The 20,311-nt window shown below is 63.2% G+C and carries 21 protein-coding genes, 1 tRNA gene and 1 pseudogene; 13 read left to right on the forward strand and 10 right to left on the reverse strand.

Going from position 1 to position 20,311, the window contains the following annotated elements:
• The first annotated feature begins 5 nt into the window (after positions 1-5).
• From HMPREF3227_RS06705 to HMPREF3227_RS06735, 7 genes are all read left to right on the forward strand, one after another.
• Entirely contained in the window at positions 6-983 is a 978-nt protein-coding gene (locus tag HMPREF3227_RS06705; protein ID WP_066492405.1) for a PhoH family protein, read from the forward strand.
• Positions 980-1,582, forward strand: a complete 603-nt coding sequence (gene ybeY / locus HMPREF3227_RS06710; protein WP_066492403.1) for an rRNA maturation RNase YbeY — start codon at positions 980-982, stop codon at positions 1,580-1,582. The genes HMPREF3227_RS06705 and ybeY overlap by 4 nt, the downstream gene beginning before the upstream one ends.
• Positions 1,583-1,729: 147 nt before the next feature.
• The gene (locus HMPREF3227_RS06715; protein ID WP_066511517.1) at positions 1,730-3,376 is read left to right on the forward strand and encodes a CTP synthase; all 1,647 of its coding nucleotides are present in this window, start codon (positions 1,730-1,732) and stop codon (positions 3,374-3,376) included.
• 49 nt (positions 3,377-3,425) lie between these two features.
• Positions 3,426-4,283, forward strand: a complete 858-nt coding sequence (pdxY, locus tag HMPREF3227_RS06720; protein ID WP_066492397.1) for a pyridoxal kinase PdxY — start codon at positions 3,426-3,428, stop codon at positions 4,281-4,283.
• Positions 4,284-4,328: 45 nt separating this feature from the next.
• Positions 4,329-5,369, forward strand: a complete 1,041-nt coding sequence (gene era, locus HMPREF3227_RS06725) for a GTPase Era (protein WP_066492394.1) — start codon at positions 4,329-4,331, stop codon at positions 5,367-5,369.
• Positions 5,359-6,123 carry a DNA repair protein RecO gene (recO, locus tag HMPREF3227_RS06730; RefSeq protein WP_066511528.1) on the forward strand — a complete coding sequence of 255 codons (765 nt, stop codon included), beginning with the start codon at positions 5,359-5,361 and terminating at the stop codon, positions 6,121-6,123. Before era ends, recO begins: the two co-directional genes overlap by 11 nt.
• 22 nt (positions 6,124-6,145) lie before the next feature.
• Positions 6,146-6,904, forward strand: a complete 759-nt coding sequence (locus HMPREF3227_RS06735) for an isoprenyl transferase (protein ID WP_077210089.1) — start codon at positions 6,146-6,148, stop codon at positions 6,902-6,904.
• A 2-nt stretch (positions 6,905-6,906) separates the two neighbouring features.
• Here the strand turns inward: HMPREF3227_RS06735 and HMPREF3227_RS06740 are convergent, their stop codons facing one another.
• Together HMPREF3227_RS06740 and HMPREF3227_RS06745 are read right to left on the reverse strand one after the other, a co-directional pair.
• Complete coding sequence (locus tag HMPREF3227_RS06740) at positions 6,907-7,329, reverse strand: Fur family transcriptional regulator (protein ID WP_066492386.1); 423 nt, start codon at positions 7,327-7,329, stop codon at positions 6,907-6,909.
• A 30-nt stretch (positions 7,330-7,359) separates the two neighbouring features.
• The gene (locus HMPREF3227_RS06745) at positions 7,360-7,677 is read right to left on the reverse strand and encodes an ArsR/SmtB family transcription factor (protein WP_066511531.1); all 318 of its coding nucleotides are present in this window, start codon (positions 7,675-7,677) and stop codon (positions 7,360-7,362) included.
• 319 nt (positions 7,678-7,996) lie between these two features.
• On the opposite strand from HMPREF3227_RS06745, the gene HMPREF3227_RS06750 reads away from it, so the two are divergent.
• The 3 genes from HMPREF3227_RS06750 to HMPREF3227_RS06760 are packed head-to-tail and all read left to right on the forward strand — an operon-like array spanning position 7,997 to position 10,341.
• Complete coding sequence (locus HMPREF3227_RS06750; protein WP_066492382.1) at positions 7,997-9,376, forward strand: glycine--tRNA ligase; 1,380 nt, start codon at positions 7,997-7,999, stop codon at positions 9,374-9,376.
• A 2-nt stretch (positions 9,377-9,378) separates the two neighbouring features.
• A complete protein-coding gene (locus tag HMPREF3227_RS06755) occupies positions 9,379-9,891 on the forward strand; it encodes a hypothetical protein (protein ID WP_066492380.1) in 513 nt (170 codons plus the stop codon).
• Positions 9,892-9,897: 6 nt separating this feature from the next.
• The gene (locus HMPREF3227_RS06760) at positions 9,898-10,341 is read left to right on the forward strand and encodes a hypothetical protein (RefSeq protein ID WP_066492375.1); all 444 of its coding nucleotides are present in this window, start codon (positions 9,898-9,900) and stop codon (positions 10,339-10,341) included.
• Positions 10,342-10,485: 144 nt separating this feature from the next.
• Here HMPREF3227_RS06760 and HMPREF3227_RS06765 read toward each other — a convergent pair whose 3' ends face one another.
• Complete coding sequence (locus tag HMPREF3227_RS06765; protein ID WP_066492371.1) at positions 10,486-11,364, reverse strand: hypothetical protein; 879 nt, start codon at positions 11,362-11,364, stop codon at positions 10,486-10,488.
• 125 nt (positions 11,365-11,489) lie between these two features.
• A complete protein-coding gene (locus HMPREF3227_RS06770; RefSeq protein ID WP_066511535.1) occupies positions 11,490-13,475 on the reverse strand; it encodes a TPM domain-containing protein in 1,986 nt (661 codons plus the stop codon).
• Between the two features lie 19 nt (positions 13,476-13,494).
• Between HMPREF3227_RS06770 and HMPREF3227_RS06775 the strand changes: the two genes are divergently transcribed.
• Both HMPREF3227_RS06775 and HMPREF3227_RS06780 read left to right on the forward strand, forming a co-directional pair.
• Entirely contained in the window at positions 13,495-14,037 is a 543-nt protein-coding gene (locus HMPREF3227_RS06775) for a YdcF family protein (RefSeq protein WP_066511538.1), read from the forward strand.
• Between the two features lie 18 nt (positions 14,038-14,055).
• Complete coding sequence (locus HMPREF3227_RS06780; RefSeq protein WP_066511542.1) at positions 14,056-15,348, forward strand: deoxyguanosinetriphosphate triphosphohydrolase; 1,293 nt, start codon at positions 14,056-14,058, stop codon at positions 15,346-15,348.
• Here HMPREF3227_RS06780 and HMPREF3227_RS06785 read toward each other — a convergent pair.
• Entirely contained in the window at positions 15,345-15,581 is a 237-nt protein-coding gene (locus HMPREF3227_RS06785; protein ID WP_066492360.1) for a hypothetical protein, read from the reverse strand. The genes HMPREF3227_RS06780 and HMPREF3227_RS06785 overlap by 4 nt on opposite strands.
• The gene (locus HMPREF3227_RS06790) at positions 15,578-16,063 is read right to left on the reverse strand and encodes a guanyl-specific ribonuclease (RefSeq protein ID WP_066511545.1); all 486 of its coding nucleotides are present in this window, start codon (positions 16,061-16,063) and stop codon (positions 15,578-15,580) included. Before HMPREF3227_RS06790 ends, HMPREF3227_RS06785 begins: the two co-directional genes overlap by 4 nt.
• Before the next feature lie 75 nt (positions 16,064-16,138).
• Here HMPREF3227_RS06790 and dnaG point away from each other — a divergent pair, with 75 nt between their 5' ends.
• Positions 16,139-18,052 carry a DNA primase gene (gene dnaG, locus HMPREF3227_RS06795; RefSeq protein WP_066511547.1) on the forward strand — a complete coding sequence of 638 codons (1,914 nt, stop codon included), beginning with the start codon at positions 16,139-16,141 and terminating at the stop codon, positions 18,050-18,052.
• Between the two features lie 141 nt (positions 18,053-18,193).
• On the opposite strand, the gene HMPREF3227_RS06800 is transcribed toward dnaG, so the two are convergent.
• The 4 genes and pseudogenes from HMPREF3227_RS06800 to HMPREF3227_RS13730 form a co-directional block, all read right to left on the reverse strand.
• Complete coding sequence (locus tag HMPREF3227_RS06800; protein ID WP_066511559.1) at positions 18,194-18,460, reverse strand: hypothetical protein; 267 nt, start codon at positions 18,458-18,460, stop codon at positions 18,194-18,196.
• A gap of 193 nt (positions 18,461-18,653) precedes the next feature.
• Positions 18,654-18,726: transfer RNA gene (locus HMPREF3227_RS06805), tRNA-Asn, on the reverse strand.
• Positions 18,727-19,108: 382 nt separating this feature from the next.
• A pseudogene (locus HMPREF3227_RS13995) lies at positions 19,109-19,967 on the reverse strand (transposase).
• Positions 19,942-20,244: a transposase gene (locus HMPREF3227_RS13730; RefSeq protein WP_077210088.1), complete on the reverse strand. Its 303-nt coding sequence runs from the start codon at positions 20,242-20,244 to the stop codon at positions 19,942-19,944. Before HMPREF3227_RS13730 ends, HMPREF3227_RS13995 begins: the two are co-directional and overlap by 26 nt.
• Positions 20,245-20,311: the final 67 nt, after the last annotated feature.

Genomic DNA, 20,311 nt, shown 5'->3' on the forward strand with positions numbered 1-20,311 from the left:
GACTCGTGCCAATTATCACTCAGAAGATAGAGGTGGACTCCGCCTATGTCGCCGCCGTGCTGGGCACGGCGGATGCCAACCTGCGGGTCCTCAACAATCAGCTCGATGCGGACCTTTTCGCACGCGGGACGACCGTGACCATCACGGGACCGGACTACGAGGTCGCGCGTGCGGCCAAGGTTCTCGACGAGCTCGAGTCTATCGCGCGCCGCGGCCACACCATCTCCCCGGAGACGGTCAAGCACGCCGTGAAGATGGTCGCCGTCGAGGCCCCGCAGTCGGTCTCCGCGGCGCTCGCCGCGGATATTGTCTCGCGCCGCGGCAAGACCGTGCGGCCTAAGACCGTCGGCCAGTCCGAGTACGTGCGCGCCATCGATAACAACACGGTCGTCTTCGGTATTGGCCCGGCCGGTTCCGGTAAGACGTACCTCGCCGTGGCGAAGGCCGTGCAGGCGCTGCACAATAAGGACGTCTCGCGCATTATTTTGACCCGCCCGGCCGTGGAAGCGGGGGAGAAGCTCGGCTTCCTGCCGGGCACCTTGAACGACAAGATCGACCCGTACCTGCGCCCGCTGTACGACGCGCTGCGCGACATGCTTGATCCGGAGATCATCCCCAAGCTCATGGAGGCCGGCATCATCGAGGTCGCCCCGCTGGCGTACATGCGTGGCCGCACGTTAAACGACGCCTTCGTCATCCTTGACGAGGCGCAGAACACCACGCCTGCGCAGATGAAGATGTTCTTGACGCGCCTGGGCTTCGGCTCAAAGATCGTGGTCACTGGCGATATCTCACAGGTCGACCTCCCGCGCGGTCATGTCTCTGGCCTGCGCATCGTGCGCCGCATCCTCGACGGCATTGACGATATCTACTTCGCGGACTTGGGCGCCGACGACGTGGTGCGCCACCAGCTTGTGGGTCGCATTGTGGGTGCCTACGATCGCTTCGACGCAGAGCAAGAACGGAAGAAGGACCAAGAATGAGCATCGAGTTTTTGAACGAGTGCGGCTACGACGGCGTCAACGAAGAAATGCTCATCGACGTTGCCTCCTACGCCTTCGGCCGCATGGACGTGAACCCGGACGCGGAGTGCACCATCACCGCCGTGGATCTTGCGACCATCGCGGATCTGCACGTGCGCTGGATGGATCTCGACGGCCCGACCGACGTCATGAGCTTCCCCATGGATGAGATCACCCCGGGGGCTGCGGGCGGGCGTCCCGATGCCGCCGCTCCCGGCCCCGCCATGCTGGGCGACATCGTGCTCTGCCCCGAGTTCGCACAGCGTCAAGCCACGGCCGCCGGCCACTCGCTGGGACACGAGCTGGCCCTGCTCACCGTCCACGGGTGCCTCCACCTGCTGGGCTACGACCACGCGACGCCAGCCGAAGAGAAGGAAATGTTCGGCCTCCAGAACGAGCTGCTCGCGGACTGGTACGACGACGTGAAGGAACGCGGCTTGAGCTTCCAACCGAAGCCCTCCGGCCCTAAGGCCTTCCCGGACGCCGCCGAGCGCGCGAACCTGGACAAGCAGGTGCCCGGTGGTGGGATTCCGGCGGTGGGGGAGCCGCACGGGGAGTAATATCTGTCTGGGGAGTAATATCTGTCTTCTTATTGTTGAATTTTCACGTTCCGTGTTATCCTGAAATCCCGTAGGTAAATAGTTCACCTGCGGGATGTCGCATTTTTCGCGGTACACGCAGGTCCGTCTCCGTCAAGGAGGACCCCCATGTCTGCTACGCCGACTAAGTTCATTTTCGTCACCGGAGGCGTTGTCTCCTCGCTGGGCAAGGGGCTCACCGCCGCCAGCCTGGGCCAGCTGCTCACCGCCCGCGGCCTGTCCGTCACCATGCAAAAGCTCGACCCGTACCTCAACGTGGACCCGGGCACCATGAACCCGTTCGAGCATGGCGAGGTCTTCGTCACCGAGGACGGCGCCGAGACCGACCTGGATCTGGGCCACTACGAGCGCTTCCTCGACCGCAACCTCACCAAGAACGCGAACGTCACCACCGGCAAGGTGTACTCGACCGTCATCGCCAAGGAGCGTCGCGGCGAGTTTCTGGGCAAGACCGTCCAGGTCATCCCGCACATCACGGACGAAATCAAGGCCCGCGTCATCGCGATGAGCGAACCGGACGCCGAGGGCAACACCCCGGACGTCGTCATCAGCGAGATCGGCGGCACCGTGGGCGACATCGAGTCCCAGCCCTTCCTCGAGGCCGTGCGCCAGGTCCGCCACACCGTGGGCCGCGACAACGTCTTCTTTATCCACTGCTCCCTCGTGCCGTACCTCGCGCCGAGCGGGGAACTCAAGACCAAGCCCACCCAGCACTCCGTGGCGGAGCTGCGCGGCATCGGCATCGTGCCGGACGCCGTGGTCCTGCGCTGCGACCGTGAGGTCCCGGCCCCGCTCAAGGCCAAGATTGCGCTCATGTGCGACATCGAGAAAGAGGGCGTGACCTCCTGCCCGGATAGCCCGTCCATCTACGACATCCCGGAGGTCCTCTACCGCGAGCATCTCGACACCTTCGTCATCCGTAAGCTGGGCCTGCCCTTCCGCGACGTGGACTGGACGCAGTGGCGCGACCTCCTCGACCGCGTCCACAACCCCCAGCGCGAGGTCACCGTGGGTATCGTGGGCAAGTACATCGACCTGCCGGACGCCTACCTTTCCGTGGCCGAGGCCACCCGCCACGCCGCCTTCGCCTTCCACGCCAAGGCCAACGTCCGCTGGATTGCCGCTGACACCATCGCCGAGGACACGAGCGAGCTCGAGGACCTCGATGCCATCATCGTCCCCGGCGGCTTCGGCGTGCGCGGCATCGAAGGCAAGCTGGCCGCCGTGACCTACGCCCGCGAGAACGACGTGCCCTTCCTCGGCCTGTGCTTGGGGCTCCAGTCCATGGTGCTCGAGGCCGCCCACCACGCCGGGCTTTCCGATGCCTCCTCCACCGAGTTCGACCCCACCACCAGCACCCCAGTCATCGCCACCATGGCCGAGCAGAAAGCGGCCGTGGCCGGCGAGGCAGATCTGGGCGGCACCATGCGCCTGGGCGCCTACCCGGCCGTCCTGGCCGAGGGCAGCGCGGTCGCCCAGGCCTACGGCACCACGCAGGTCTCCGAGCGTCACCGCCACCGCTACGAGGTCAACAACGCGTACAAGGAGCAGATCACGGAGGGCTCCGGCCTCGTCTTCTCCGGCACCTCGCCCGACGGCAACCTCGTCGAGTTCGTGGAGTACCCCGACCACAAGTACATGGTCGCCACCCAAGCGCACCCGGAGTATAAGTCGCGCCCGACTCGCCCGCACCCGCTGTTCACCGGCCTCATCGGCGCCGCCCTGGGGGAGGAGACAACGAAGACCGACAAGTAATTCGCCAAATACTTGGTACGCGTCCGTGCTTCGTAGCACAATAAGCCCCATGAATATTCTGTCGATTCAGTCCCACGTCACCTACGGCCACGTCGGCAACTCCGCCGCAGTGTTCCCGCTTCAGCGCGCAGGCCACGAGGTGTGGCCCATCCACACGGTGAATTTCTCCAACCACACCGGCTACGGTGACTGGGGCGGACCGATGATTCCGGGCACCGAGGTGACCTCGATTGTCGACGGCATCGAGAAGCGCGGCGCCTTCCCCAAGATCGATGCCATCCTCTCCGGCTACCAGGGCGGCTCGGACATCGCCGGCGCCATCGTCGACGCCGTGCGCCGCATCAAGGCCGTCAACGGCAACGCCCTCTACGCGTGCGACCCGGTCATGGGCAACGCGAAGTCCGGCTGCTTCGTCTCGGACGAGATCCCGCCGCTGCTGCGCGACAAGGTGGTTCCCGTCGCGGACATCATTACGCCCAACCAGTTTGAGCTGGGCTACCTCACCGAGCACGAGACCGGCACCCTTGAGCAGACCCTCGAGGCCGTCAAGGTCGCCCAGGAGATCGGCCCCCGCACCGTGCTCGTGACCTCCGTCAACCGCCCGGAGACCCCGGAGGATTCCATCGAGATGCTCGCCGTGGACGGCGACCGCGCTTTTATCGTTGCGACCCCGCGCCTGCCGTTCAAGCGTAACGGCTCCGGCGACGTCACCGCCGCGCTCTTTACCGGCCACTACGCCAAGACTCGTGACGCGAAGGCCGCGCTCAAGGCCACCGCGTCCTCCGTCTGGGACCTGCTCAACGTCACCTATGAGGCCGAGTCGGACGAGCTGTGCCTCATCGCTGCCCAGGACTACTTCGAGCACCCGCAGCTCCAGTTCTCCGTCACCGACGTCGAGGATCTCTAGCAGGGATCGTGAAAACCCCCGCCGAGCGGGTATGATGTGGGCACGATGAACGATACAGACCCTCACGAATCGAACCCGGCCGACAAACCCGCAGCCACTCCTGCAGACAACTTTGACGCCGCCTTCGAGAACCTGCCCGACGAGGCAGCACTTGATTACCGCGACTACACCGACACGCCCGAGGGCTTCCGCTCTGGGTTCGTGTCATTTGTAGGCCGCCCCAACACCGGCAAGTCCACGCTCACCAACGCCATTGTGGGCGAGAAGATTGCCATCACGGCCAACCAGCCGGAGACCACCCGTCGCCCCATCCGCGGCATCGTCCACCGCGAGGACTGCCAGATCGTGGTCGTCGACACCCCAGGCCTCCACCGCCCGCGCACTTTGCTGGGCGAGCGCCTCAACGAGATCGTCAAAGACACCTACGCCGACGTCGACGTCATCGGCCTGACCATCCCCGCCGACGAGAAGATCGGCCCCGGCGACCGCTGGATCCTCGACAACGTCCGTGAGGTCGCCCCGAAGACGAAGATCATCGGTATCGTCACCAAGCTCGACAAGGGCTCCCGTGACCAGGTCGGCGCTCAGCTGCTCGCCCTCCACGAGCTGCTCACCGAGCACGACCCTGACGCCGTGGTCATCCCCGTCTCCGCCAAGGACGGCACCCAGGTCGAAGACCTCGTCGGTGTTATCCGCGACGCCCTGCCCGAAGGCCCCAAGTTCTACCCGGACGACCACGTCACGGACGAGCGCCAGGAAGAGCGCATCGCCGAGCTCATCCGCGAGTCTGCTCTCGCCGGCCTCAAGGACGAACTCCCGCACTCCGTCGCCGTGGGCATCGACGAAATGCTGCCCAACCCCGAGCGCCCCGGCGTCCTCAACATCCATGCGATCATCTACCTCGAGCGCCCCGGCCAGCAGAAGATCATCGAAGGCAAGGACGGCCGCCGCCTCAACCGCATCATGGGCGAGTCCCGCAAGAAGATCATCGCGCTGCTCGGCCAAAACGTCTTCCTCGACCTGCGCATCAAGGTCCTGAAGAACTGGCAGTCCGACCCGAAATTCCTGGGACGCCTTGGCTTCTAAGCCCACAGGCGCGGGCGCTCGTACCTCGCGCCCGAAAAGCAGCGGCGGTCGCCCCAACTTCCGGGATCGCGCCGTCGTCATCCGCACATACGACTTCGGCGAGGCCGACCGCATTATCGTGCTGCTCACGCACCACCATGGACTCGTGCGCGCCGTCGCCAAGGGCGTGCGCCGCGCCAAGTCCCGCTTCGGCTCGCGCCTTCAGCACTTCGTCGACCTCGACGTGCAGTTCTACGAGGGGCGCAACCTCCACACTATCTCCCAAGCAGACACCGTGGGCTACTACGGCGCGCACATCATCGACGATTACGAGCGCTACACCGCCGCCTGCGCCGCCCTCGAGGCCGCCGAGAAACTCGCCCTCGACACCGACCCCTACTTCTATGAGGCCCTCGTCGCCGCCCTCCGCGACTTCCAACACGAGCCGCCCACCCGCGTCCTCGACCGCTTCCTCCTTCAAGCCATGGCCCATTCCGGCTGGGCGCCGAGCCTCTTCGACTGTGCCCAGTGCGGCAAACCCGGCCCGCACCACGCCTTCCACCCGGCCATCGGCGGCGCCGCCTGCCACGAATGCCGCCCGCCCGGCGCCGCCGAGGTCGACCCGGAGACCCTCCATCACCTCTGGCTACTTGCGCACGGACACTCCAGCACACCCACACCCGTACAGGAAGCGGAAGGCCACCGGCTCGCCATTGCGCACCTCCAGTGGCACATCGAGCGCAAAGTGACCGCACTGGCGGTCATGGACCAATAGCGAGTCGAGTAAGATTGGGCGGGTGATTACGCCTGACCCCAACCGAGTCCTCACTCCGCCCGAGATCCCCGCGGAGTTCCTCCCCAAACACATCGCCCTCGTCATGGACGGCAACGGGCGCTGGGCCCAAGAGCGCGGCATGGAGCGCACGGAAGGTCATAAGAGGGGAGAGGCGGTCCTCCTCGACGCGGTCGACGCCTGCCTTGCCATGGGTATCCCGTACCTGTCCGCCTACGCCTTCTCCACGGAGAACTGGCGCCGCAGCCCCAAGGAAGTTCGCTTCCTCATGGGCTTTAACCGCGACGTCATCCGCCGCCAGCGCGACTGGCTCAACGAGCGCGGCGTCCGCGTCGTCTGGGCTGGCCGCCGCCCCCGCCTCTGGCGCAGCGTCATCAAAGAGCTTGAGGCCGCCCAAGAGCTCACCAAAGACAACACCCGCATGACACTCGCCATGTGCGTCAATTACGGCGGCCGCGCCGAGCTTGTCGATGCCGTCCGCAAGCTCGGCACTGATATCCAATCCGGTCAGCTGGCGCCCAGCGCCATCAATGAGAAGACCATCGCGCAGTATCTCTACGACCCGCAGATGCCTGACGTAGACCTGTTCCTGCGCCCCTCCGGCGAGAAGCGCACGTCCAACTTCCTGCTGTGGCAGTCCGCGTACGCGGAGATGGTCTACCAGGACAAGCTCTTCCCAGATTTCACGCCGGAGGATCTCTTCGCCGCGGTCGAGGAATACGCCCGCCGCGACCGCCGCTTCGGCGGCGTCAAAAAGAATTAGCGTTAAGCTGCTTTTGCGCGGCACTGCGCGCAGATGCCAAAGACCTCGGCGTCGTGGCCAGTGAGTTCGAAGTCGAACCTGCTGGCCATTTCCTTTGCCCAGGCCTCGATGGGGCCGCCATCGATTTCCTCGGTGCGGCCGCATTTGGTGCATACGAGGTGGTGGTGATGGTGGCTCGATTCGCAGTGGCGGTAGAGCGTCTCACCTGTGGGCATATGAAGCGCGTCCACTGCGTCGATCTCGGACAGGGACTGGAGGGTGCGGTAGACGGTGGTAAGACCCACCTTGGCCTCGTGCGCCTGCAGCTCCTGGTGAATGTCCTTGGCCGAAGCGAACTTATCCATCTCGCGAAGAACCTCGACGACGGCAGTGCGCTGCTTCGTATTGCGCGCACCCAGCTTCGGAATATTGGACTGCACAGTCATACGGTTATCTTAACGCATATAACTTGAAAATCAGTTCTCGCTTGCTGCCATGAGCTCTTCTTCGAGCTTTGCGGCCGTGGTGATAAGGCGGATTGACTTCGGCGAGGACAGTGAATAAATGACCTCGCGGCCCGAGCGCTCGGAGCGCACGAGACCCGCGGACTTGAGCACGCGCAGGTGTTGGGAAATAAGCGGCTGCGACTTCTCCAACTTGCCCACGAGCTCGTGGACGAAGTGGCCGCGATCGGCCAGCAGGATGAGGATACGCAGACGCAGCGGCGAGTCGAGTGCGCTGAACAGATGCTCAGCGTTCTTCAGCTCGTCTGCAGTGGGTAGTGTGTTGGGCACGGTAAATCCTCCGTCGACGTGTATGACCTAGACACTATATCAATAGACCATTTTTGTGCATACTTGCCCTAGCTGGGAAGTTACTGTGGGACATTGGAAAAGTCTGGGTGAATTTTTCCACTCTTTCTCAATGGTGTTATTCACCTGCGGCTAGGGATAATGTTTACGCATTTCACCCATAGTGTTAGGAACGTGCACTGTTTCCCTCCACCCCTTCCTGCCGGTCCGCCCCCGTACAGGCTAGGATAGGAGGCTATTGCAAGCGTCCGACGATTCGCCCTCAACCGCGAATCCGATCCGTAGGAGTGTAAAAGGAATCATGGCATCCGTCATCGACACCGTTGTTAGCCTGTGCAAGCGCCGCGGCCTGGTCTATCAGGCCGGCGAGATTTACGGCGGTTCCCGCTCCGCATGGGACTATGGCCCGCTGGGTGTCGAGCTCAAGGAAAATATCAAGCGCCAGTGGTGGCGCCACATGGTCCAGTCTCGCTCGGACGTCGTGGGCGTCGACACCTCCGTCATCCAGCCGCGCCAGGTGTGGGTCTCCTCCGGCCACGTCGAGGTCTTCACTGACCCGCTCGTCGAGTCCCTCTACACCCACAAGCGCTACCGCGCTGACCACCTCCTCGAGGCCTACGAGGAGAAACACGGCCACCCTGCTCCCAACGGTCTCGCTGACATTAACGATCCGGAGACCGGCCAGCCGGGCAACTGGACTGAGCCCAAGGCCTTCTCCGGCCTGCTCAAGACCTTCCTCGGCCCCGTCGATGACAAGGAAGGCCTGCACTACCTGCGCCCGGAGACCGCCCAGGGCATCTTCGTCAACTTCAAAAACGTCCTCACCTCCTCGCGCATGAAGCCGCCGTTTGGCATCGCCAACATCGGCAAGTCTTTCCGTAACGAGATCACCCCGGGTAACTTCATCTTCCGTACCCGCGAGTTCGAGCAGATGGAGATGGAGTTCTTCGTCAAGCCGGGCGAGGACGAAGAGTGGCACCAGTATTGGATCGACGACCGCTACAACTGGTACGTCGACCTGGGCATCGACCCGGAGAACCTCCGCCTCTACGAGCACCCCAAGGAAAAGCTCTCCCACTACTCCAAGCGCACCGTCGACGTTGAGTACGCCTTCGGCTTCACCGGCTCCAAGTGGGGCGAGCTCGAGGGTGTTGCTAACCGTACTGACTACGACCTCCGCGTCCACTCCGAGGGCTCCGGCGAGGATCTGTCCTACTTCGACCAGACCACCGGCGAGCGCTGGATCCCCTACGTCATCGAGCCGGCCGCCGGCCTCGGCCGTTCCATGATGGCCTTCCTCGTCGATGCCTACGACGAGGAAGAGGTCCCCAACGCCAAGGGTGGCACCGACAAGCGCGTCGTCCTGCGCCTCGACCGCCGCCTCTCGCCGGTCAAGGTCGCCGTTCTTCCGCTCTCCAAGAAGGAAGAGCTGTCCACCCCGGCCCAGGAGCTGGCCAACAAGCTGCGCGCCAACTGGAACGTGGACTACGACCAGTCCGGTGCCATCGGTCGCCGCTACCGCCGCCAGGACGAGATCGGCACCCCGTTCTGCGTCACGTACGACTTCGACTCCCTCGAGGACGGCTCCGTCACCGTGCGCGAGCGCGACTCCATGGAGCAGGAGCGTGTGAAGATCGACGAGCTCGAGTCCTACCTCGCCGCCCGCCTGGTGGGCTGCTAAGCATGCACTACACGAGCTGGGATCGCACCGATCGCTCTGCACCGCGTCTCCTCGCGGAGGCCGCAGAGCCGATCGGTGAGTTCACCGAGTCTTCCGCCACCGTTGCTGACGCCTACTGGCGCCTCGACGCCTCGGACCTCGGCGCCTCTGCCACGCTTGCCGATGACCGCGTTTTCCGCCTCGCCGGCAACGCCAGCCGCGACAAGCGGCTCGACGCGTCCCTCGACGGCCGCACCTTCGCGTTCATCTGCGAGACCTCCGGCAATTGGATCATCGAGGATGCCTCCGGCACGAAGGTCGCCCAGTTCACCTCGAAGAACCGCGGCGTGCGCGAGGCCATCCTCGAATTCGAGGGCGACTACACCGACCACGACCTCTCCGTCGAGGAAGTCGCCGCTCTCAGCTGGTTCACGCGTCTCATCCTTGAGGCGAAGACCTCCAGCGGCGCCATCGCCTGGATCGCCACGCTCGTTCTCGCGTCCCTCGTCGCCGTCGGCGCGCTGTTCCTGGGCTAGGTCACCATGTCGACTGAATACTGGACCTGGCGCCACGACGGCCTCACGGACCCCGGCGGGGCCGAGGCCGCCGCCGTGCGTGAGCACGTCATCCACTTCGCCCACGGCCAAATCCTCACCGAGGTCACCCGCGACGACATGCAGTTGGTCATCAAGGCCACGACCTCCGACGGCGAGGTCTTCACCGTCGCCCAAACCGGCTTCTCCGTCAACCGGCTCTCCGCCGTGTGCGGCACCCGTCGCTACACGCTCAACCGCACCCGGCGGCTGCGCCGCGAGCGCGCCATCATCGACGCCGCCGGCAACGTGGTCGCCCGCACCCGCCCCCACGGCTCCACCCTCGAGGTCTTCGACCACCCGCAGGACATGCCCATCCCAGACGTGGACTTCGTCTTCCTCACGTGGTGCTGCATGGAAGTCGACAACTCCGGCCACATCCGCCGCATGTAACCATCGGCAACCACCCCCGCGGCCTCCACAACCACCTATCCCCGACAAAGGCAATGTCATAATAGCCATATGCGCTGGTCGCTTTAATTCACCCAAATTCCACGACCAGCGCATAGTGCCAACGGCACATTGCCTTTGTTTCTTTTACGCCGCTTTCCGCGCAAGCGCCGCCGATACCTCCGCGATGAAGCGCTCCGGCTCCCGGCGTAATTGGGCAGGGGAGTAGCGCACCATCTGATACCCCGCGTTGTGGAGCTGCTTCTCGCGCGCTCGCTCCGCCACGATGGTTTCCTCAGTCCCGCGATACGTCTGCCCGTCGTATTTCACGTCGCCATCAATCTCCACGACCACGTGCTCGTCCACGAGCAGGTCTACACGAACCCCCGGCAGCACCCGTACCTGCGGCCGAACCGCCGCTCCCGGAAGCCCCTCGATGAGCAGCGCCCGCGCGAAAGACTCATACGGCGACTCCGACGTCGATATTGCCAACTCGAGGCACCGTCGCGCGACCGTGATGTTCTTACACCGCCCCATCCGTGCAATCACAAGTGAGACATGCTCGCGGTAGTACCCCTGCCGCAGCAGCGAATCCATCGCCACCAGACCGTCCGCGAAGCCGTGGAAGCGCGCGGTATCGATGCACGCCCGCGGCCGTGACGTCACCCGCAGACCGTCAATCTCTCGATAATCGTCATCCGCCAAGATCAATCGCCTATACCGATATCCCGCGCTCCACTGCGTCCGACGCGGCAAGCCGCCTGCCGGCAACGTGAGCTCGACTTCTTCCTCACGCGCCGATAGGACCCATAATCCATGGATACGCGCCGCGGATTTCCCCACGAGCACCGCCTCCCGGACCGATAATCCTGCCGCGCGCACCCGCCACTCCTGTTGTTCGTGATAGGCGAGTGCCTCCCACTCCGCGCGGTCGCACGCGTACCCGCCCGCGACCTGAATGAGCTGTCCCGCAGCGACCAATGCCAGTGTTTCGTGTGTTGCTTCGTGCAATGCAATGAGGTTCATACCCCTAGAAAACCCACAACGGCGGCCACCCGCAAGCATGTACCCTGCATACCTGTGGATAACCGCCGTCTTGCACAATTTAGTGGGCAACCATGACCCTGCAACCTGTGGACAACACCCGAGGACTAGAACGCACCCGTCCTCGAACCGCCACCGCCCCCAAAGCCGCCTCCACCGAAGCCGCCCCCAAAGCCTCCGCCGTAGCCACCACGGTGTCCACCGCCGCCGAGCATCTGTCCAATGACCATGCCCGTGATGAGGTCACCCGCACCGGACGCCATCTGCTGGCGCTGCTGGCGCCGGCGGTAGTCATCGATATCGTTCTGCGCACGGCGTTGCGCTTCCTGTGCCGCGGCAACTGCCTGACGCGCCAAATCCAAGGCACTACGGATATCACGGTCACGCTGCTGCAACGCCTGCGCATGCAGACGCTTCGCATCCTCCAACGCGGTACGCGCCGAGGCGCCCACCAAACGACCACGCGCCGAGATGAGGTCTTCCGCCGCCTGAATCGTGGACGAGGCCACCGAAATCTGCTGCGCAAACATATCCAGCTGGCGCGCATGCGTCTGTGTCACTTCACGCACCGTATCCAGCGCCTCATCGAGCCGCCCGTCCAGGGACATCAGCGTCGTGTAATGCCCCAACGGATCCGCCGCGCCACCCGCACGCGCCGCCTCAGCGGCAGCAGACGCCTCCGACAACAACGCCTCCAAGGACGCCCAGTCCGCCGAGGTCCCCTGGGATTGACCCTGCGCCTCAATCTGACGCGCCTCAGAAATCTCGCCATCAACCTCTGCAATGAGCGCGGACAGACCCTGCTGCGCCGTCGTGATCGTGGACTGCGCGTTCTCCACAGCCGACAGCAACCGGTCCGCAACCTCAATCGCGTGCTCGGAGTCACGAATCGCCCCCACGAGTCCGCCTTGCTGGCCAGCCGGCTTCGACTGCAACGAACGACCCAACGACAAGGACTTCTCTGCCTCATCCAAGGACACAGACGCCATCTGAGGATTATCCGCAATCGACTGCAGCATTTCCTCCGAGTACTGCTCCCGCAACGAATTCAACGTCGCCGTCGCCTGCGGCATACGCGCCCTCAAATCCACCGTCTTCTGCGTCAACTCATCGAGCTTCGAACCAGCATTGACCAACAAGTCGCGCATCGACGCGAACTCAGCTGCCTGCGCATCCAACGCATCATCCGCTTGCCCACACGAGGACACAATCGACACCAAAAGCTCACGCTTCTGCGCCTCCGGCATCCCACGCTGCGCCTCAATCTGCTTATGCGTCGCAAACGCACGCTGCAGGGTCGAGGTGGACTGATTCATCGCCGCCGTAAACTTCCGCGCGCGCTCCGGCCCGAACTCCGCAATCGCAATGTCGAGCTCCTCCTTGCCACGGCGAATGGACTCATCTGTGGACACGAGCTCTTCCTGCGCGAGTTCCTCCAACACGGGCAGTGGCAACCGTGCTAACGCCGTCGTGTTCGTTGGCTCGATCTCCCGCGCGGACTCGACCGTCGCCGCGGTCTCCTTCTTAGTCTTCCGCTTCGACATCGCATACGCGCCGCCGCCCGCCGCGAGCACAGCCGCACCGCCGGCACCCAGCCACAGCGCGCCATCACCCGAGCCCGAGCTTCCCGATGCCGCCTCCACCACAGCGCTGCCCGCTCCAGCCCAATCGGAGGCAGCGAGCGAATCATAGGCGGCCTCAAAGAGTTTGTCCTGCGAGCCCGACGGCCACTCGGACCCCACGCTCACCGTCGCCTTACGTGCCTCGGTATCCACGACGAACGCCGCCGTATTCGTACCGCGCGAATCCACAATCGACTCCGCATAGGACTCGACCTGGGAATCCAGGCCCGTGGTGTAGACGACGTAGAGCAAACGTTGATCGGAGGACTGCAGCTGCGCAATCTGCGACTCCAAGTCGGACTTCTGCGACGAGGAGAGCACACCCGAGTCATCCGTCACCTTCGCCGTGATCGAGGAAGCTGCCGGCGCCGCCTGTGCGACCGCCGTGCCCAGGAACACCGCCGGTGCGCCCGTGCCCAGTCCGATGAGTAGCGCGGCCACTGCCGCGCGTCCAACGCGCGAAAAAGTCATGCCACTAGACTACCCACTAATGGAACATGAACTCGGCCCAATCGTCATTTTGGGTGCCGCCCAGTATGACGGCCGCCCCTCCAAGGTCCTCCAAGCTCGTCTCAACGCCGCCCTTGTGCTTGGCACCGACCGCCACTTCGTGACGACCGGCTCCAACATGCCCGGCGACCGCTTCACCGAAGCCGGCGTTGCCGCCCGCTACCTCGAAGCCCGCGGCGCCACCCACATCACGGCTCTGCGCGAAGGCCACACCACCGACGAAGAACTCGATGCCGTCAAGCGCGCTTTCCCGGACAGCAAGGACATCACCCTCGTCACCGACCCCTACCACGCGCCGCGCGCCTGGCTCATCGCTCGCGGCCACGGCTTCCGCGCGACAACTGTCACCGCCAAAGACTGCCCCATCCACTTCCCACAGGCATCCTGGTTCCGCTGTGTCATCCACGAAGTCGGCGGCATCCTCGCGCTTGTCATTCCTGGCCTCACACCCGCCCTCCACCGCCTCGAGCGAATAATGCGCCCCAGCTGGAGCGCGCGCCACGACCAGCTCGAACGCGAATAAACGCTAGGCTTAACCTCGATGTATTCCTACCAACCCGCCGATACCGAGCGCCTCTTCGACGAGTCCCCCAAAGGCTCCTCTTTCGCCCACGACGCTCGCCCAGATCATCGAGGCGCCTTCTCCCGCGACCGCGCCCGTGTGCTCCACTCTGCGGCCCTGCGCCGCCTCGCCGATAAAACGCAGGTCGTCGGACCCCGCGACGGCGACACACCCCGCACCCGCCTTACCCACTCTCTCGAGGTCGGCCAGATCGCCCGCGGCATCGGCAGCGGCTTGGGCCTGGACCCGGACCTCTGCGACATGGCCGGGCTTACCCACGACATCGGCCACCCGCCCTACGGACATAACGGCGAGACCGCCCTCAACGAGGTCGCCCAGAACGGCTTCGAAGGCAACGCCCAAACCCTGCGCATCCTCACCCGCCTCGAGCCCAAAGTGGTCGCGACCGTGAACGGTCGCGAGGAAAGCTATGGACTTAACCTCACCCGCGCTGCCCTCGACGCCGCCTGCAAATATCCCAAGCTCAAGACCAACCCGGACGGCACAACGAACCGCAAGTACGGCTGCTACGACGAGGACGCCCACATCCTCGAGTGGGTCCGCCAAGGCCACACCGACGGCCTTCCGCCCATCGAAGCCCAAGTCATGGACTGGTCAGACGACATTGCCTACTCCGTCCATGACGTCGAAGACGGTATCATCTCCCGTCGCATTTCCCTGTCCGTCCTCTGGGACTTGGTGGAGCTTGCCACCCTCGCCGAAAAGGGCGCCCAGGCCTTCGGCGGGGATGCAGCAGAGCTTCTCGATGCCGCCGATTCCCTCCGCCGTCTCGACGTCATCAATGCCATCGGCGATTTCGACTACTCCCTGCGCGCCTACACCGATCTCAAGAAGATGACCTCCGAGCTTGTCGGCCGCTACGTCGGGGCCACCGTCGGCGCCACCCGTACCGCCAACGCAGACCTCCTCGCCGAGAATAAGCTGGGCCGCACCAACGGCCACCTCGTCGTTCCCAAGCTCGCCCAAGCCGAGGTCAAGCTGCTTAAGACCATCGCGGTCCTCTACGTCATGGACGTCCCCGCGCACCTCGCGCGCCAGGACCGCCAACGCGAGCGCATCTACCGCGTCTACGATTACCTCGTCGCTGGCGCCCCCGGCTCCCTCGACGCCATGTTCGCCGGCTGGTGGCTCGCCGCCGACTCCGACGCCGAACGCGACCGCGTCATCATCGACCAAATCGCCTCCATGACCGAGTCACGCCTCGAGCGCCTGGCCAAGCGCAGCGCCGAGCTTTCCGGCTTCATGGACTAGCGAACCAACTTCACACCCTCAGCCTCCAACACCCGCACCAGGTCCGTGTAGTCATGCAGCTCGAGCGCCATATCTGCGGCCACAATCACGTCAACGCGGAATTCGCGCACAAAGTCGGCAAGTGCGTCGAGGTTGCTGGGAGCAGGGGAGTCTCCCACGAAGTGCATCTTGCCCAGGGCGGCAAAGAATTCCTCGCGCGTGCGCAGCGGTTCGGTGATGAGAACTCGGTTCATGATGGTTCCCCTTCCGCGTCGGGAATAGTGCAGAAGCTTTCGTAGTGGTCGTCGGTGTAGTACCAGACGTCGGGGTCGGTGTCGGAGCCGCCGCCGGTGACGATGCGGCGCGTGCCGCGATGGTTAAGCCCCGGCGTCTCGACGGTGTATTCGCGGTAGTAGTCCCGCGACTCCTTCGGCAGCACGCCTTCGTAGTTGCCAAACCGCACGTTGTCGTTGTCGGGGTACTCGTACGGCCCGCCGGCGAGGATATCGTCGACCGTCTCCGCCGCCTCAGCCGGCAGCGTGTCCAGAGCACACGAGCTTTCCGATGCCCCCTCAGCCTCCGCCGTCCCAGATGCTGAGGCAGGAGCAGACGTCGCCGACGACGAAGCCCCAGAATCGCCCTTCAAGTCGATGCCAAAATAGCCCGCTACGAGGACCAGCACCACGCCGCCGATGACGGCAGGCAGTGATTTCTTCGAGGGGGTAGAGTGCGCCATACCCCCATCATTGCAAACGGATAGCACCATGAAGAAATCGGTCGCTGATTTGCCAGTGCAGGTAATCTATTACCCATGGCGAAAGGCAGGATTCCGGACAGCGATATTCAAGCGATCCGTGAACGTGCACCCATTGAGGAAATCGTGGGGGAGTACGTACAACTAAAGCCTGCTGGCTACGACTCGATGAAGGGGCTGAGCCCATTCAAAGACGAGCGCACCCCGTCCTTCCACGTGCGCCCGCAGCGCGGCTACTATCACTGCTTCTCCACGGGCAAGGGCGGCGACGTCTTCAACTTCCTTATGGAGATGGAGCAGCTCACCTTCCCCGAGGCCGTCGAGGCCGTCGCCCAGAAGATCGGCTACCACATCACCTACCAGGGGGGTAGTGCCGCCGCCCGTGAGGAAAAGCCAGGCCTGCGTCAGCGCCTTATCCAGGCGAACAAGGCGGCGCACGATTTCTACCGCAAGCAGCTCGAAACCCCCGAGGCAGCACCTGGCCGAGATTTCCTCCTCAACCGCGGCTTCTCCCAAGAGATCATTTACGACTTCCAGTGCGGCTACGCTCCCGAGGGCTGGGACACGCTTACCAAGCACCTCATCCGCATGGGCTTCTCCTTCGAGGAACTGGAGAAGGCCGGCCTGTCCAAAATGGGCAAGCGCGGCCCCATCGACATGTTCCACCGTCGCCTCATCTGGCCCATCAAGGACCTCGCCGGCAACGTCATCGGCTTCGGCGCCCGCAAGCTCTTCGATGATGACCCGATGGGCAAGTACATGAACACCAGAGAGACGATGCTCTACAAGAAGACTAAGGTCCTCTTCGGCATTGATCTCGCCAAGAAGCACATCGCGGAGGGCCACCAGGCCGTCATCGTCGAGGGCTACACAGACGTTATGGCTATGTACGCCGCCGGCGTCAAGACCGCCGTCGCCTCCTGTGGCACCGCCTTCGGTGAGGACCACCTCCAGATCCTCCGCCGCCTCATGCTCGACGACTCCTACTTCAACGGCGAGCTCATCTACACCTTCGATGGCGACGAAGCCGGCCAGAAAGCCGCTATGCGCGCCTTCGAAGGCGACCAGAAGTTCACCGGCCAGTCCTTCGTCGCCGTCGCCCCCGAGGGCCTCGACCCCTGCGACTTACGCATCAAGCGTGGCGATGCCGCCGTCCGCGACCTCATCGCAGACCGCATCCCCATGTTCGAGTTCGTCGTGCAGACCATCATCACCGGCTACCGCATCGACACTGCCGAGGGCCGCCTCCAAGCCCTGCGCCGCGCCGTCCCCGTCGTCGCCGACATCCGGGACAAGCCCCTGCGCGACGAGTACGCACGCCGCCTTTCCGCGTGGGTTGGCTGGCCTGACCCCATGGAGGTCCTCCAGCAAGTCGAGCAGGCCCACCGTGCACCTAAGAAGGAGAAGCGCACCATTCGTCGCTTCGACGACTCCAAGCAGGCTCTTGCGGCGCAGGACGTCCCGGTGCTCCATCGCCCCAACCCGAAGGACACTCATCTCTGGCCGCAGCGTGAGGCGCTGAAAATCGCCCTCCAGTACCCGCAGAACGCCGGTGAGTACTTCGATGGCATCGATGCCGCCAGCTACACCAACCTGGCCTACCGCGCCGTGCGCGAGGCCATCTCCAAGGCCGGTGGCATTGCCACCGCGCTGACGATGCCCCCCGTCGAATGGGTCGCACGAGTCAGCGAGCAGATGCCCGACGTCACCGCCCAGAGCTTCATCTCGGAGCTCGCCGTCGAGGAAATCCTGCCCACCGACGTCGACATGAACGTCTACACCGACTCCGTGCTCTCCCGTCTCCAAGAGTCCCGCGTTGGCGACCAGATTGCTCTCATCAAGGCCCAGCTCGGCCGCATGCGCCCCTCCGATGACCAAGCGGCGTACAACTCCCTGTTCTCGGATCTGGTTGCGCTAGAACAAGCTCGCAGGGAGCTCAACGAGCGCGCGTTCCGCAGTGGGCAGAACTAAGAAATTAACCATTTTCGACGCGGCCAGTAATCCGCCGTCACTTTTTGCTACTTAACCCAAAAATTCGAATGAGCACTGCCCTCAGGGCAGTGCTCATTCTGGCTACTAGTGTGCAATGCACACTAATATCAGCCTAAACCACTAATCTTGGTCGGGTTCGTACACGGTATCCGAATTGTCGAATTGACCCGAATTCCGCCGTCCGCGTGAGAGATCCTTGACCTCTTTCATTCTCGGTTCCGGATCGAGACGGTTGGCAATTGCCCGACGAGTGCCGTTAACAAGCGTCTTGGTGGCAGGGGAGTTCACCAGCTTTTCGTAACCATCCTTGATCTGGTGGTAGCGCTTTCGGCCCGCCTTAGTGCCGAATACGTAGCCTGCCGCGGCGCCAACAACAAACTGGATCATCTGTGGGGAGCTTCCTTAATGGTTTGAGTAGTAGGTATGCGGAACATAGCCTACCTACTTCTCGCTTTCGACGTCTCGTGCCCCTCCAATACGGCCTGGGAACTAGAAAGGCCTTTGGCTACTTAGCCCCGGTTAGGCATCAGAGCCAGAGGAAAACGAAGAAAGCCGCCCTTTCAGGCGGCTTCGTTGAGTGCTCCTCCAACTGGGCTCGAACCAGTGACCCTTCGATTAACAGTCGAATGCTCTGCCAACTGAGCTATGGAGGAATATCACGGGGAATCTCTTGCGTTCCCTTGCGACGTGAATAAACTATATCGGTGATGTCTGATTGAAACAAATCGCCTGGTAAGTAGGGATTTTCTCGACGATGGCAGCCAGGGGTCGATCAGGCAACAGGTCTCGTTCGTGGGTGCCTGTTGCCTGTGATCTGCACAGAATAATGGGTAGAAAACCGGTTCCATCAGCAAGGCCAGCATCCTTGTAAACCGGGGCCGCGGGGGAGGTCGGAGACCTTGATATTTGGGGCTGAAAGGCAAATTGATGCGTGAAGCGGGTCAGGTCCGTGTAGGTGGTGGATGAGTTCTTTCGAATCGTCGGTGATCTGTGAGCAGGGATCGGGTCCGGCACGGGCCTGGGCGTGGTTGGTCATTAGGCTGCAATCTCCTTGCCTGCCGGGGTGGTGGTGTCGGCGTCGATGACATTGGCTGTGATCAACGCCTTGGTTTGCTCTAGGCTTGTCAACGGCATGGAGCGTTTCTGCTGAATCCACACATCATGCTGCTCAGCAAGGACGGCCCCGACTAAGCGAATCACAGCATCACGGTGGGGCAAGATACCGACAACATCAGTGCGCCGGCAGATCTCGCGCTTGAGCCGTTCGGTGGGGTTATTCGACCAGACTTTGGTCCACACTGACTTCGGTGTGTGTAAACGCCAACACATCATCAAGTTGTTCTTCGAGCTAGTTTGCCACATGCGGAAATTTCGCCTGGCAGAATTCCACCACTTCCCGAGCCTGAGCCCACACCGCTTCAGCATCGGGTTGTTGGAAGATCGTGTGGAACGTCGCCGATAATGTCGGCCACTGGGTCTTTGGCACCATGGACGAGAGGTTCTTAGCGAAGTGAGTGCGGCACCGTTGCCAGGAGGCATTTGGCAGCACATCAGACACCGCTGCTTGAATTCCTACGTGAGCGTCACTTGTCACCAGGTAGACATCACCTAGACCGCGGGCTTTTAAGTCCCTGAGGAAGCCGGGCCACGAGCCGGTGGACTCAGCGGTAGCTATTTTGCATGCCTAATAGTTCTCGGTAGTCGTCATTGTTGACACCGGTTGCTAGGAGCACACTCGTTTGACCACGCGTCCGCCTTCCCGGACTTTCATCGTCAGCGCGTCGCACGAGAGGTAGTAGTACGGGCCGGTATCCAGTGGCCGGGTGTGGAAATCCTCCACTATCGAATCCAAGTCGTTGGCCATCTCACTAACTTGTGACTTCGATAGATTCATCGATGCCGAGGGTGGCGACCAGGTCGTTCATCCTGCGGGTAGACACATCGACGATGCCGACCCGTGTATCCAGTGGTCGGTGGCGGTAGTCGTTGCGGTGGTTGACGCGGTTGTCGCTGGTGGTGCCCCAGTCAGCGCCGCAGACAGTATCGGCTTGGGCAGAGAGAATTTGGTTGATGAAATCACCGAGCATTTCACGCATCAGATCGGGCGATGCTTGGGTGAGTAGCTCTTCGAGATACGCGGTCGGGTCGATAGACTCAGGGCCAGCGGCCATTATGGATGTAGGGCCTGACCCCTGGAAAGTAGCCACGTCGGGGGTTAGCTATGCTGCTTGGGTCAGT

Origin of the sequence: Corynebacterium sp. CMW7794, from assembly GCF_001563605.1 — a bacterium.
In the GTDB taxonomy this organism is placed as follows: Bacteria; Actinomycetota; Actinomycetes; order Mycobacteriales; family Mycobacteriaceae; genus Corynebacterium; species Corynebacterium phoceense.